The sequence below is a fragment of the Actinomadura sp. KC06 genome, assembly GCF_004348735.1.
In the GTDB taxonomy this organism is placed as follows: domain Bacteria; phylum Actinomycetota; class Actinomycetes; order Streptosporangiales; family Streptosporangiaceae; genus Spirillospora.
In genome coordinates, this window is sequence record NZ_SMKT01000020.1 from 59,195 (window position 1) to 72,712 (window position 13,518).

General features: G+C 70.9%; 11 protein-coding genes. 5 read left to right on the top strand and 6 right to left on the bottom strand.

Going from position 1 to position 13,518, the window contains the following annotated elements:
- Positions 1 to 37: 37 nt before the first annotated feature.
- Complete coding sequence (locus E1287_RS09765; RefSeq protein ID WP_131964537.1) at positions 38 to 1,744, bottom strand: MFS transporter; 1,707 nt, start codon at positions 1,742 to 1,744, stop codon at positions 38 to 40.
- A gap of 169 nt (positions 1,745 to 1,913) precedes the next feature.
- On the opposite strand from E1287_RS09765, the gene E1287_RS09770 reads away from it, so the two are divergent.
- Positions 1,914 to 2,651, top strand: coding sequence for a TetR/AcrR family transcriptional regulator C-terminal domain-containing protein (locus E1287_RS09770; RefSeq protein WP_243718794.1), 738 nt, complete (start codon positions 1,914 to 1,916; stop codon positions 2,649 to 2,651).
- Between the two features lie 14 nt (positions 2,652 to 2,665).
- Here E1287_RS09770 and E1287_RS09775 read toward each other — a convergent pair whose 3' ends face one another.
- Positions 2,666 to 3,496, bottom strand: a complete 831-nt coding sequence (locus E1287_RS09775) for a TIGR02452 family protein (protein ID WP_131964538.1) — start codon at positions 3,494 to 3,496, stop codon at positions 2,666 to 2,668.
- Positions 3,497 to 3,606: 110 nt separating this feature from the next.
- Here E1287_RS09775 and E1287_RS09780 point away from each other — a divergent pair, with 110 nt between their 5' ends.
- Complete coding sequence (locus E1287_RS09780; protein ID WP_131964539.1) at positions 3,607 to 5,037, top strand: 3' terminal RNA ribose 2'-O-methyltransferase Hen1; 1,431 nt, start codon at positions 3,607 to 3,609, stop codon at positions 5,035 to 5,037.
- Positions 5,034 to 7,595, top strand: coding sequence for a polynucleotide kinase-phosphatase (locus tag E1287_RS09785; RefSeq protein WP_131964540.1), 2,562 nt, complete (start codon positions 5,034 to 5,036; stop codon positions 7,593 to 7,595). The genes E1287_RS09780 and E1287_RS09785 overlap by 4 nt, the downstream gene beginning before the upstream one ends.
- 104 nt (positions 7,596 to 7,699) lie before the next feature.
- Here the strand turns inward: E1287_RS09785 and E1287_RS09790 are convergent, their stop codons facing one another.
- The 4 genes from E1287_RS09790 to E1287_RS09805 all read right to left on the bottom strand — a co-directional run bounded on the left by E1287_RS09790 (position 7,700) and on the right by E1287_RS09805 (position 11,460).
- Positions 7,700 to 7,972 carry a zf-TFIIB domain-containing protein gene (locus E1287_RS09790; protein ID WP_131964541.1) on the bottom strand — a complete coding sequence of 91 codons (273 nt, stop codon included), beginning with the start codon at positions 7,970 to 7,972 and terminating at the stop codon, positions 7,700 to 7,702.
- Positions 7,973 to 8,039: 67 nt separating this feature from the next.
- Entirely contained in the window at positions 8,040 to 8,969 is a 930-nt protein-coding gene (locus E1287_RS09795; RefSeq protein ID WP_243718798.1) for a phosphotransferase, read from the bottom strand.
- 90 nt (positions 8,970 to 9,059) lie between these two features.
- Positions 9,060 to 10,700 (bottom strand): AMP-binding protein, encoded by a 1,641-nt coding sequence (locus E1287_RS09800; protein ID WP_243718800.1) that lies wholly within the window; start codon positions 10,698 to 10,700, stop codon positions 9,060 to 9,062.
- Positions 10,701 to 10,866: 166 nt separating this feature from the next.
- A complete protein-coding gene (locus tag E1287_RS09805; RefSeq protein ID WP_131964543.1) occupies positions 10,867 to 11,460 on the bottom strand; it encodes an NAD(P)H-dependent oxidoreductase in 594 nt (197 codons plus the stop codon).
- A gap of 124 nt (positions 11,461 to 11,584) precedes the next feature.
- On the opposite strand from E1287_RS09805, the gene E1287_RS09810 reads away from it, so the two are divergent.
- Positions 11,585 to 12,448, top strand: a complete 864-nt coding sequence (locus tag E1287_RS09810; RefSeq protein WP_131964544.1) for a helix-turn-helix transcriptional regulator — start codon at positions 11,585 to 11,587, stop codon at positions 12,446 to 12,448.
- Positions 12,449 to 12,678: 230 nt separating this feature from the next.
- The coding region (locus tag E1287_RS09815) for a hypothetical protein (protein WP_131964545.1) at positions 12,679 to 13,518 on the top strand (840 nt) is incomplete at its 3' end.

The window sequence follows — 13,518 nt, forward strand, 5'->3', positions numbered from 1 at the left end:
GCCCCGCCGCGGGCCTTTCACGTCCGGTCGCGCCCGGTCAGACGGGTTCCTCCTCTGGACGGGCGTGCATCGGCAGCAGGAAGGCCGCCAGGAAGGTGAGGCCGAGGAGCCCGGCCTCGACCCACAGCGTGATCTTCATGGCGTCGCTGAAGCCGGCCCTGGCGGAGTGCTCGCCTGCGTCCGCGACCGCCTTCCGGACGGCGGGCGCCGACTGCGGGGCGGCGGCGATCGCGGCCCTGACGTCGTCCTGGAGCCGGTGGCAGGAGGCCGGGACGGCGTCGGCGTCCTTGGCGGTGGCGCGGTCGTGTCCGCAGTCGCGCAGACCGTCCGCGATCCGGTCCTGTTGGGCTGCGGGGACGGACGCGGCGGCGAGGTCCTGGCGCAGCCCGCCCGCGCCGCCGTCCGCCGCGCTCGTCACCTGCCCGCCCAGCAGGCCGAAGAAGATCGTCCCGAGGACGGCCGCGCCGAGCGCCGCGCCGAGCTGCTGGACGGCGGTGAGCGTGCCGCCCGCCGAGCCCGTCTCCTCCGGCTCGACGCCCGCGAGGGCGGTGTCGAAGAACGGCCCCATCAGCAGCCCCATGCCGAGCCCGGTCACGGTCAGCGCGGGGACGAGCTGCCACGGCGTGACGTCGGTTCCGGCGTACTGCAGCGTGCCGTGGAACCCGGCGATGCCGGCGGCCATGATGAGGGCGCCGGCGTGGATCACCCTGCGTCCGAAGCGCTGGACGGCCTGCACGAGGCCGAACCCGAGGACGATGCCGGCCGACCACGGGATCTGCGAGAGCCCGGCCTTGAGCGGCGAGAAGCCGAGCCCCATCTGGAAGAACAGGGACAGCACCAGGCCGAGGCCCGCCACGCCGGAGAAGAACACCAGGCCGACGATCAGGCCGCCGGTGAAGCCGCGCTTGCGGAACAGGCTCGGGACGATCAGCGGGTCGCCGCCCGAGCGCTGCTTGCGGGACTCGTACCAGGCGAACACGCCCCAGACGGCGAGCGAGGCGGCCATCATCAGGAACGTCCATGCGGGCCAGTCGTGCTCGCGGCCCTGGACGAGCGGGTAGATCAGCAGCCCGGCGGCGAGGGACGCGAGCGCCGCGCCCGCCAGGTCGAGCCGGGTCGCGTGCTCGGAGCGCCCGGCGGGCAGGAACCTCAGCCCGGCCAGGACGGCGGCGGCGCCGAACGGCAGGTTGATCAGGAAGATCATCCGCCAGCCGGTGCCGAACAGGTCGGCGTCGATCAGCCATCCGGCCAGCACCGGGCCGCCGACCGACGACAGGCCCATGACCGGCCCGAACAGGCTGAACGCGACGGCCATCTCCTTCGGCGCGAACATCTGCTTGATCAGCCCGATGCCCTGCGGCAGCATCAGCGCGCCGAACAGGCCCTGCGTGACGCGGGCGCCGACGAGCATCCCGGGCGACACGGCGATGCCGCAGAGCAGCGAGGCGACCGTGAACCCGGCGGCGCCGATGAGGAACATCCGCCTGCGCCCGTACAGGTCGCCGAGGCGTCCGCCCGTGATGAGCCCGATCGCCATCGCCAGGGTGTAGCCGGCGGCGAGCCACTGGACGGTGGCGGCCGAGCCGCCGAGCTCGGCGCGGATCGTGGGGGCCGCGATGTTGGTGATCAGCGCGTCCAGCATGTCCATGGTCTCGCCGGCGAGGATCACGAAGAGGGCGATCCAGCGCCAGCGGTACGCGGCCTCCGCCGCGTGTTTCGTGGTGGGTGACAGCGTCTCGGCCATGACTTCTCCAGGGAACAGTGTTCGTTGGTTACGAACGCTGTTCTAAGCTAGGAACAGCGTTCGCGTCAAATACGCTGTTCGTGGCGGTGCCGGATATCTTCTCTTGCTTAGAGAAGATATATCGCGTTTCGCCAAAGTCAAGATGTATCGCGAGTTGAGAGGTCCCGCCGTGGCCGACGGACGCCCGGACATGCCGACACCGCCCGGACGCAAGCCCCGCAAGGCGGCCCCCGTCCGGCAGCCGCTCACCCAGGACGCGATCGTCGACGCCGCGATCCGCGTCCTGGACGCCGAGGGCCTGGAGGCGGCGACCATGCGCCGCGTCGCGCAGGAGCTGGGCACCGGCGCGGCCTCCCTCTACGCCCACGTCTCGGGCAGGGAGGAACTCCGCGAGCTGATGCTCGACCGCGTCGCCGGCGAGGTCAGGCTGCCCGTGCCCGACCCCGCGCGGTGGCAGGAGCAGCTCAAGGACCTGGCCGTGGAGATCCGCCGCGTGTTCACCTCGCACCGCGACATCGCGCAGGTGTCGATGGGGCTGATCCCCACCGGCCCCAACCTGCTCGCGATCGCCGAGGCGCAGCTCGCCCTCATGCGGGCGGGTGGCGTCCCCCCGAGGATCGCCGCGCTCGCGGTCGACACCCTCGGCATGTTCGTGGACGCCGACGCCATCGAGGGCACGATGTACGCGGCCAAGCTCAGCGGCGGCGCGGAGGCGATGGAGAAGCTCCACGGCTACCTGGGCGAGATCCGCGAGTTCTTCAAGGCGCTGCCCGCCGACCGCTACCCGAACGTCGCCGCAATGGCGGACGCGCTGACCAGCGAGAGCGGCGAGGCGCGCTTCGAGTTCGGCCTCGACATCCTGATCCGGGGCATCGCGTCCTACGTCGATGCGCCGGAGCCCGCCTGAACCGCGGGCGGCGCTTAGGCGAAGACGTTCTGGAAGGCGGCGTGCCTGGGGGCGCCCTTGGCGGTGTCCCAGACCGCGAAGACGACGTGCTCGAAACGGTCGGCGAACTCTTGGCCCGGACGCAGCAGCTCGGCGAAGACCTCGGCGACCTCTTGCGGATCGTTGCGGAAGACACCGCATCCCCAGGCGCCGAGGACCAGGCGCCGGTGCCCGTTGGTCAGTGCCACGGCGAGGAGTTTGCGGGCCCGCAGATGGAGCGCGTCGCGGATCCGGTCCGCCTTGGCGGCGTCGTGGATGGCGCCTCGGTTAGGGGCCGGGGACGTCAGGAACGCGACTTCGTACGGCTCGTCCAGCAGCGTTCCCGCGTCGTTCCGGAACACCGGCACGTCCGGTGAGTAGATCATGTGGTCGCTGTAGAGCAGGTCGCCCTGCGCACGGTGGAAGTCGTAGAACTCCCTGGCTGAACGCAGCGACGCGTACAGGCCGGACGAGCGGGCCAGGCCCTCTTCCTGGGCGTGCGCTCCGTTCAGGAACCCTCCGCCAGGGTTCTTGGCAGAGGCGAAGTTCAGCGCGAACGGGACGGTTCCTGGGCCGCACAGACGGCTGGCGGCGGCGAGGGTGGTCTCGTCAGTGACTTCGATGCGCGTCTCAGTGCCGGGTTCTGTGGCGGGCAGGTGCCGCAGCAGCTCGTCCAGTTCGTCCGGACGGTACAGAACGGTGGCTTGGACCGCGCGGGCCAGGCCGTCGCCGATCGAGACCGTGCGTCCGGACGGCGCGACGTAGTCGCCGCGTTCGAGGATCCTCACGGTCTCCTGCGCCGTCTCCCGGCGCGGATGTCTGCTCATAACGCTCCGGATTCTCGCGGCTCCGGAATCGTGACCGCAAATCCTTTTCCCGCCGTCCGGCCGGAAAAATGAATGTGGTGCGTTCGGGCTGGTCCGCCAGACTTGTCCTCGTGCTTCTGACGATCACGACGACCCTGAGCCAGGCGACCGACCTGGGATTCCTCCTGCACAAGCATCCCGGAAGGGTGCAGGCGTTCGAGCAGTCCTTCGGCACGGCGCACGTCTTCTACCCCGACGCGGACGAGGCCCGCTGCACGGCGGCGCTGCTGCTGGACGTCGACCCGGTCAAGCTCGTGCGCACGCGTGGCAGAGGCACACCGGACTTCTCCCTGGGTCAGTACGTCAACGACCGCCCGTACGCGGCTTCGTCCCTGCTGGCGTCAGCGATGGCGAACGTGTTCCGCACCGCCATGCGAGGACGCTGCGACCTGCGTCCCGGACTGGCGGAGACGCCGATTCCGCTTGAGGTCGTCCTGCCGGCGCTCCCGTGCCGCGGTGGCCCTGGGCAGGCGGAGCGCTTCTTCGCGCCACTGGGCTGGGACGTGTCGGCCGTCCCCGTCCCGCTCGACCCGGAATTCGGTGAATGGGGCGACTCCCGGTACGTGACGCTCACGCTGACCGGGACGCTGCGGCTCGCCGACGCCCTCAACCAGCTCTACGTGCTGCTGCCCGTACTGGACGACGCCAAGCACTACTGGATGGCGCCGGACGAGGTGGACAAGCTCATCCGCGCCGGGGAGGGCTGGCTGGCCACGCACCCCGACCGGGGGACCATCACCCGCCGGTATCTGGCCAACCGGCGCGGTCTCGTCCGGACGGCGCTGGGCCGTCTCGCCGACGCCGAGGACGCGACCGAGGAGGCGCTCGACCCGGCGCAGGTGGAGGAGGAGCCGCCCACCGCCGAGGACGGCGAAGACCAGCCGCCCTCGAAGGAACAGCCCGTTTCCCTTGCGGAACGCCGTCTCCAGTCGGTCGTGCAAGCACTGCGCGACGAAAACGCCAGGCGCGTCATCGACCTTGGCTGCGGCTCCGGGAAACTGCTCTCGCACCTAGCCAAGGACGATTTCTTCAGCGAGATCTCCGGGACGGACGTGTCGCACCGCGCTCTCAGCCACGCCTGGCGGCGGCTCCGCTGGGACCAGCCCCGCCGCGCGAACGACCGCGTCAAGGACGTCTTCCAGGGCGCGCTCACCTACGCCGACGAGCGATTCCGCGATTACGAGGCGGCCGTGCTCATGGAGGTCATCGAGCACATCGACCCGCCGCGTCTCGGCGCCGTGGAACGGGTCGTGTTCGGGCACGCCAAGCCGCGCGTCGTGGTGGTGACGACGCCGAACTCCGAGCACAACGTCCGCTACGAGGGCCTGGCACCGGGAGCGATGCGCCACCCCGACCACCGCTTCGAATGGACGCGCGCCGAGTTCCGTGAGTGGGCCGGCAGGGTCGCCGCCGTCCACGGCTACCGCGTCCGGCACGTTCCCGTGGGCGACGACGATCCCGAGGTCGGCGCGCCTACGCAGATGGGGGTGTTCACCCGATGACCGAGATCAAGGTCCCGGAGATGGGCCTCGTCGTGCTGGTCGGCGTGACCGGTTCGGGGAAGTCGTACTTCGCGCGCAAGCACTTCAAGCCGACGCAGGTGATCTCGTCCGACCACTGCCGCGGCGTCGTGTCGGACGACGAGAACGACCAGTCCGCGACCGGCGACGCGTTCGACCTGCTGCACTACATCGTCGCCAAGCGGCTGCGGCGCGGCCTGCTGACCGTGGTGGACGCCACCAACGTGCAGAGCGCGGCGCGGCAGTCGCTGCTGAAGATCGCCAAGGACCACGACGTGATGTCCGTCGCGATCGTGCTGGACGTCCCTGAGAGCGTCGCTGCCGAGCGCAACGCCGCCCGCCCGGACCGGAACCTGCCTCCGCATGTGATCCCGCGCCAGCGGCGCGAGCTGAGGCGCGGGATGCGGTCGCTGGCGCGCGAGTTCCGCCGCGTCCACGTGCTGGGCGGCGTCGAGGAGATCGACGCCGCGACCGTCGCGTACGAGAGGGCGTGGAACGACAGGCGGGAGCTGACCGGGCCGTTCGACATCGTCGGCGACGTGCACGGCTGCCGCGCCGAACTGGAGGACCTTCTCACCGTCCTCGGCTACGAAATCGAGCGCGACGCGCAAGGGCTCGCCGCCGGCGCGAACCATCCCGGCGGGCGCACGGCCGTCTTCGTCGGCGACCTCGTCGACCGCGGACCGGATTCGCCGGGCGTGCTGCGCCTGGTGATGGGCATGGTGGCCGCCGGTGACGCGCTCTGCGTCTCGGGCAACCACGAGGCGAAACTCGTCCGCGCGCTACGCGGACGCAAGGTACGCGTAGCGCACGGGCTCGCCGAGTCCCTGGAACAGCTCTCCGCGGTACCGGACGAATTCCGCGACGAAGCACTGCGTTTCATGGACGGCCTCATCGCCCACTACGTCCTGGACGGCGGTCGCCTGGTCGTGGCCCACGCCGGGCTGAAAGAGGAGTACCACGGGCGTGCGTCCGGCCGTGTCCGGTCGTTCGCGCTCTACGGCGACACCACGGGCGAGACCGACGAGTACGGCCTGCCCGTGCGGTACCCGTGGGCGCGCGACTACCGGGGGAAGGCCACGGTCGTGTACGGGCACACGCCCGTCCCCGAAGCGGAATGGGTCAACAACACGATCTGCCTCGACACCGGCGCGGTGTTCGGCGGGAAACTGACCGCGCTGCGCTATCCCGAGCGTGAGCTGGTCTCCGTTCCGGCCCGGCAGGTCTGGTACGAGCCCGCACGCCCCCTGGACGCGCCGACCGGCACCGGTGCGGGCGCGGGCGGCCACCGGGAGGACGAGGTCCTGAAGATCGAGGACGTGCTCGGCGCGCAGGGCGTCGAGACCCGCCTGATGGGCCGCGTCGCCGTCCGCGAGGAGAACGGGCTGGCCGCGCTGGAGGTGATGAGCCGGTTCGCGGTGGACCCGCGCTGGCTCGTCTACCTGCCGCCCACCATGGCTCCGGCAGAGACGTCGCCGCTGCCCGGATACCTGGAACATCCCGCCGAGGCACTCGCCGCGTACCGGGACAAGGGAATCGACCGCGTGGTGTGCGAAGAGAAGCACATGGGCTCGCGGGCCATCGTCGTCGTCTGCCGCGACGCGTCGATCGCCGCAGACCGCTTCGGCGTGAACGACGGAACGACCGGTGCCGTCTACACCCGCACCGGACGTTCCTTCTTCCGCGACCCCTCGCGCACGGCCGAGGTACTGGACCTGCTCCGTTCCGCCATAGGCGCCGCAGGGCTCTGGGACGAACTCGACACGGGATGGCTCGTCATCGACAGCGAACTGCTGCCGTGGTCGGCCAAAGCCATGGACCTCATCCGCACGCAGTACGCCACGACGGGTGCGGCCGCACGCGCGGCCTTGCCGATGGCGTCCGAACTTCTCGCGCGCGCAGAGGGACGTGGTCTCGACGTCGGTGGCCTTAAGGAACGCCTCGACCGGCGTGCCGTCAACGCGTCCCGCTTCCGCGACGCCTACGCGCGCTACTGCTGGACGGTCGACGGCCTCACCGGACTGCGTCTCGCGCCGTTCCAGATCCTCGCCGGGGAGGGCCGCTCCTGGGCCGTCGCACGCGACCACGAATGGCACATGTCCATGGCCGGACGGCTCGCAGAGTATGACCCGAGCGGTTTCGTCCAGCGGACGGATTCGGTGACCGTCGACCTGAACTCGCCGGAATCGGAGGCCGCCGTCACCGAATGGTGGGAGAAGCTCACCGCCGCGGGCGGCGAGGGCATGGTCGTCAAGCCGCTGGGGCCGTTCCCGGAGGACAGGCGGATCCAGCCTGGCGTCAAATGCCGGGGCCCCGAATATCTGCGCATCATCTACGGCCCCGACTACAGCGAGCCGGAGAACCTCGACCGGCTGCGCGGCAGGTCGCTCGGCCGCAAGCGCTCACTCGCGATGCGGGAGCACGCACTGGGCGTCGAGGCGCTCGACAGGCTCACCGGGGGCGAACCGCTGTGGCGCGTCCACCAGGCGGTTTTCGCCGTCCTGGCCTTGGAGTCCGAGCCCGTCGACCCGCGCCTGTAGACGCGCTCCGCTGTAGAGCGGCTGTAAATGCGCGGCCCGCCCCTAGGCGTCCCTAGGTGGCGGGCCGTGCCAAACCTCCGCCTGATCGGCTCGCGCGGAGCCGCTCAGGTGGTGAAGAGCATGTGAAAGACGCTCCCGCCGTGGGGGCGGTGGTGGCGCGGGCCATGGTGATGGTGGTGCACCGACGCCGCAGGGGCTCCCCAGCCGGGCGCCGCGGCGGGCGGAGGCGCCGCCCCCCGGTACTGCGACTCCATCTGCGCCAGGGCCTCGAGTTCGCCGTAGTCGAGGAAGATGCCCCGACAGCTGTCACATTGCTCGATGTGGACTCCGCTGCGGGTGTAGGTCCGCATCACGCCACGACACTTAGGGCAGTGCATCGCCTTGTCTTCCTTCCAGTATGGATCCCCAGGTAGAGGCTAAATGTAGGGCAGGTTTCGCGCCACGTCATGCCGCGTCCCCCGCCGCCGATATTCTTCCGCAGGCGTCGACCATCGCCTGCTCCGGCCCGTCGAGCGGCCGGTCCTCCCTTTCCGCGGATATGACGCACGTGGCGGCGATCTGGATCGCAAGACTTCGCGCGGGCACGTCCAGGGCCGTCCAGGGGTCGCCCTCCGCCGGTACGGCCGGGCCGCCCGCCTCCTGGTACGCGCCCAGGAAGCGACCCCACTCGGCGGGGTCCAGGACTCCCGCCGAATAGAGCGCGGCCGGACGCGCGAGGTCCCAGGCGGGGTCGCCTCTGCCGAGGTCTTCGATATCGATGAGCCGCCACCGTCGGTCCTGTGTGCGGACCATCTGGCCCAGGTGCCAGTCCCCGTGGATGAGGCACTCCGCCGTTCCAGGCGTTTCAGGAGTCCCGTCGCCGTCGCCGCGTATCCAGGCGGGAAGGGTGGCGAACGCACGCCGTACTTCGTCCTGGGCAGGGCCGTGCCCCAGTTCCGAGACCCGGCGCGCCACGCGTGCGGGACGCCCCCAAGACGGCGCCTCTGCAAGAACCGTCGTGGAATGGAGGGCCGCCAGAAGGCGCGCACCCTCCTCCCAGGGCAGGTTCTGCTGCGGATCCACTGGCTCGCCGTAGGGGTAGACCGTGACCGTCCGTCCGTCAACGTCGAGCGGCGGGCCCAGCGGAGCGACCAGAACATCCGGAACGGTCGCCGCCAGCCGTATCCGTTCGAGGAACGGCGCCCCATGTTCACGGTCGGCCTGGTGCGCCTTCACCGCCAGGTCACCGACGCGCACCACCAGCACACCGTGCCGGTCGTACAGCGTTTCGGGCTCCGCCTCTATGGAAGGCGCAGACGTGACGACGGCCGCCGAGTCACGCCCGATCTCAACGAGCCGGTCGAACAACCCCGGCTGGACGGTCTCGGTGTGCACTCGCACAGTCAACCACCCGGCACGGGACGTTCTCGCCCACGCGCATGAGTTGGCCACTGGTTCAGCGCCCGTCCGGGCGATCGGGGGGCGCTAGGCGGGGGAGTTGACGATCTCGTCGCGGAGCCGCCGCCGGACGACCTTTCCCAGGACGTTGCGCGGCAGTTCCGTCCGCGGACGGAATTCCGCGGGCACTTTGTAGTGCGAAAGGTAGCGTTCGCAGTGCCGCCGCAGTTCGTCCGCCGAAAAAAGGTAGGCGGGGTGCTCCACCACGTGCGCGATGATGCGTTCCCCGCGCCGTGCGTCCGGCACGCCCACCACCGCGCAATCGTGCACCGCCGGATGGCGGCGCAGAATCCTCTCCACCTCCGTCGGGAAGACGCTGAAACCGCTGACCTTGATCATGTCGCGCTGGCGTTCCAGGATCGTGAAGAAGCCGTCCTCGTCCATCACCGCGATGTCGCCCGTGCGGAGCCACCCCTTCGACAGGGCCTGCGCGGTGGCGAGCGGCGCGTTCCAGTACCCGGCGAACACCTGCGGCCCGCGGACGACCAGTTCGCCAGGCTCGCCCGGCGGCAGGACCCTCGTCGGCTCGTCCTGGTCGACGATGACGGCTTCGGTCAAGGGGAGCGGCAGTCCGACGCTCAGGTTCCGCGCCCCGCCGCCCAGCGGGTTGGCGCTGACGGCCGGGGACGCCTCCGTCAGCCCATAGCAGTTGATCAGCCCTTTGGCGCCTACCCGTTCGAGCCGGTCGATGGTGCTCTGCGTGAGGCCCATCGCCCCGGAGATGAAGACGCGCAGCGAATTCAGATCGGACGGCAGGAACCGCGGGCTGTCGAGCAATTGCTCGTACAGCGTCGGCACCCCGGGGAAGATGGTCGGACGGTACTTGCGGATCGCGCCGAGCACGCGGTCGGCGTCGAAACGCGGGAGCAGCACCACGGCCCCGGCCGACATCACCGGCGCGACGAGGCAGCTCATCAACCCGAACGAGTGGAACTGCGGCAGGACCGCCAGCGTCACGTCCTCGCCCGGACGGCTCTCACGGTCCCACGCGTGCTGCTGGCAGGCGTTGGCGACGAGATTCCGGTGCGTGAGCATCGCGCCCTTGGGGCGCCCTTCTGTCCCGCCCGTGTACTGAATGGCCGCGAGTTGCCGTGACGGCTCGATCTCCAATTGCCGCACGATTCCCCGCGGCTTCCGCTGCATTTCCCTGAAGGGGACGACGCCGGGATCGTCCGGCACGTCCGCGGTGATGGCCGCCCGCTGCCGCCGCGCCTTCGCCAGCGGCAGCCGCAGCCCGATCCGCTGGGCCGCTGGCAGGAAGTCGGCCAGCGACGTCACGATGATGTGCTCGAGCTTGAGCTCGGCGCGGACCGCGCGCACCGTCGCGTAGGAACGATCCAGCACGACGGCGGCGCGGGCGCCGGAGTCCGCGAGCTGGTGGAGCATCTCCTCCTCGGTGTACAGCGGATTGTGCTGCACCGCGATCGCGCCGCGGCGCAGCACCCCGTAGAACGCGATGACCTGCTGCGGGCAGTTCGGCAGGATCAGCGCCACCCGGTCGCCGGGCTGGACGCCGAGCCGGTGAAGGCCGTCGGCGAACCGGTCCACGGCCGCGCGCAGTTCCCGGTAGGTGATCCGGCGGCCGGAGAAGATGAGCGCGGGCCGCCGCGGATACCGCTCCGCGGCATCGTCGAGAAGCCGCGTAACGGGAATGTCCGGAATGTTCAATTCGTCGGGAACACCCGATTGATACCGCTGCCGCCACGGGGAAGATCGTTGTGACGAGTGCCACATGGGACGAGATTCAACCATCTCGGAGGCGTCCCCGTCCCCCCGCTTCACGATCTTCACCCGCGTGCCGCCCGCCGGACGCGTTCGGCGCCCGGCCCGGACTCTAGGCCGCCGTGTACGGCATGTCGCAGCGCGCGTCATGAAGGACGGACGCCCACCAGTCCAGCTGGTCCAGGAGCGTCTTCGCGGCGGCGTCGGGGCCGTCCGCGTCGAGGAGGCTCCCGTCCGCGCCGAGGCGCTCCCAGTGCTGGTCGAAGCTGATCTGGTCGCGGACCAGCACGGAGTGCGTCTCGGTGAACACCTGCCGGAGGTGCTCGACCGCGCGCAGCCCGCCGCCCCTCCCGCCGTAGGAGACGAACCCGACGGGCTTGGCGTGCCACTCGGACTGGTGCCAGTCGATGAGGTGCTTGATGGACGCCGGATAGCTGTGGTTGTACTCGGGCGTCACGACGACGAACGCGTCCGCGCCGCCCAGCCTCCGGGTGAGGTCCGCCATAGCGGGGGTACGGCCATCGCCCGCCTCGAACTGCTCCGGACCCGCCGGGAGGGCCGCCGGCAAGTCCACGTCGGCGAGATCGATGACGTCCACGTCGAACGACCCGTGCCCCCGCGCGCGCTCTGCGAACCAGTTCGCGAAGTGGGGTCCGTACCGGCCTTCCCTGACGCTGGCGACGATGACGACGAGTTTGAGTGCCATTCGTGTGCTCCTTCGTGGTCGGTGCTTCCACGCTGGCCGGGAGAGCGTCCACGAGGGAGACCGCGGTTAGACAGGCACTGACAGGGCCACGATCCGGGTGCGGGGCGCTTGGTACGTTGCGAATGTGAGCGACAACCAGCTAGGCGGTTTCCTGCGCGCGTGCCGCGAGGCCGTCACGCCCGCGCAGGTCGGGCTGCCCGAAGGGGGACGCCGCCGGACGCCGGGCCTGCGCCGCTCCGAGCTCGCGACACTCGCCGGGCTCAGCGTCGAATACCTGGCGCGGCTCGAGCAGGGCCGCGACCGCCATCCGTCGCCCGCGGTCCTCGGCGCGCTCGCCGACGCCCTCCGGATGGCCCCGGACGAACGCGTCCATCTGCGCATCCTGTCCAAGTCCGACGACGGGGAATGCTGCCCGAGGCCGCCCGCCGACTCCGTGCGCCCGACCGTCCGGATGCTGCTCGAAGGCCTCGATCCGACCCCCGCCATCGTCGTCAACATGCTCGGCGACGTCCTCGCCCGGACGGGCGGCTACGAACACCTCGCCGGCCCGGTCGGTCTCCTCGACGGGGACCCGCCGAACCTCGTCCGCTACGTCTTCACCCACCCGCGGGCCAAATCCGTCTACCCCGATTGGGACCGCATAGCCGACGAACGCGTGGCCGGCCTGCGAGCCGCCTTCCCCGCAGGCAACCGGCATCTCGCCGGGCTCGCCGACGAGCTGACCGTCACCGCCGGCGCGCCGTTCACCGAGCGCACCAAGGCCCCACCGCGGCTGCCGCGCCGCTCCGGCGTCGAACGGTTCGTCCACCCCGACGTGGGCGAGCTGCGGCTGGCGTACGAGACCCTCGACCTGCCGGTCAGCGACGACCAGGTCCTCGTCGCCTACCTGCCGGCGGACGACGCCACGTCCGAAGCCATGGCCCGCCTGCGTCCCGGCACACTCCGCGCGGTATCCGGCCTGAGCGACCTCGGCCTTCGCATACGCTGAGCACCCGGCGGCGTGCGATGTCAGATACGTCCCGTACCGCGGCAGACGTTGCACTTCTCGCCGCTGGCGGTGCTCGTGCCCGTCCCGTTGCAGCCGGGGCAGGCCCGCGTCGCCGGCTTGTTGTGCTTGCCCACGTCCACCACCCCCGGCTTTCATCTTAGAGGCTTCACCCGCGGCCGGGACGCGTCCGCGGGTGAAGGCAGGGCGGAAAGGGCTCCGGGAGGCCAGGCATGATCGACGCGGCGAACGCGGCCGCCACGCGGGTCCGGCGGATCGCGGACGGCGCGGCGGCACGGCTCCGGCTCGCCGCCGGCTTCTACACCGGGAACCGGTTCCCCTACGGCCGCGCCGAACTGAGCTTCCTCCGCTGGGAGATCGCCCGCGGCGTGCTGAACCCGCCCACCGCCAACCCGCCGGGCAGCCCGTGGTGGCGCGCCGTCAACGACGGTCTCCTGCGCGACAAGACCGAGGCCTTGCTGCTGGCCGACGGCCACTCCGGCGAGCCCTCCGCGCGCAGCGTCCAACTGTGGAGCGAGTTCCTCGCCAGGCCGTCGCCCGCCGCCTGGTACCGCGCCCACAACGCCAGCGTCGTCACCGGCTACCTGCGGAACGCCACGCTCGCGCTGCCAGAACTCCCCGCCGAGCGCTTCATGATGAACGTCGCGCTCGTCCGCGTCCTCTACGCGCACGCGCTGGTCGCGCGCCCCCGCCTCGCCCTAGGCCCCTTCGCGCCCCTCGGCCACATCCTCGGCGACCCCCGCGGCAGGACGGTCGGGTTCTTCCTCGACCTCCGCCGCGCGTTCCCCGAGCTCTACCCGCTGCGCGGCCTGCGAGTCGAAGACCTGGTCGCCGCCGAGGGCCGGCTCCCGCGCGCCCTCGATTACGGCATCATCGTCCCGCGCCTCGTCCCCCTGTACGACTTCGCCTCCGAGTCGCTCGGCCTGCCGGGCATCGAGGACCTGATCAGCGACGGCACCCCCTGCTACGCCTTGCCGGCCCGCCGTGCGGACTGGCACGACACCAACGCCCGCCGCCTCACAACCCGCCTGGCCGCCTACGCGGTAAGACTC

Bases quoted from the DNA above. Each gene is read 5' to 3' on its own strand.
- E1287_RS09765 (WP_131964537.1), bottom strand. From the start codon at position 1,744: ATGGCCGAGACGCTGTCACCCACCACGAAACACGCGGCGGAGGCCGCG.
- E1287_RS09775 (WP_131964538.1), bottom strand. From the start codon at position 3,496: ATGAGCAGACATCCGCGCCGGGAGACGGCGCAGGAGACCGTGAGGATC.
- E1287_RS09785 (WP_131964540.1), top strand. From the start codon at position 5,034: ATGACCGAGATCAAGGTCCCGGAGATGGGCCTCGTCGTGCTGGTCGGC.
- E1287_RS09790 (WP_131964541.1), bottom strand. From the start codon at position 7,972: ATGCACTGCCCTAAGTGTCGTGGCGTGATGCGGACCTACACCCGCAGC.
- E1287_RS09805 (WP_131964543.1), bottom strand. From the start codon at position 11,460: ATGGCACTCAAACTCGTCGTCATCGTCGCCAGCGTCAGGGAAGGCCGG.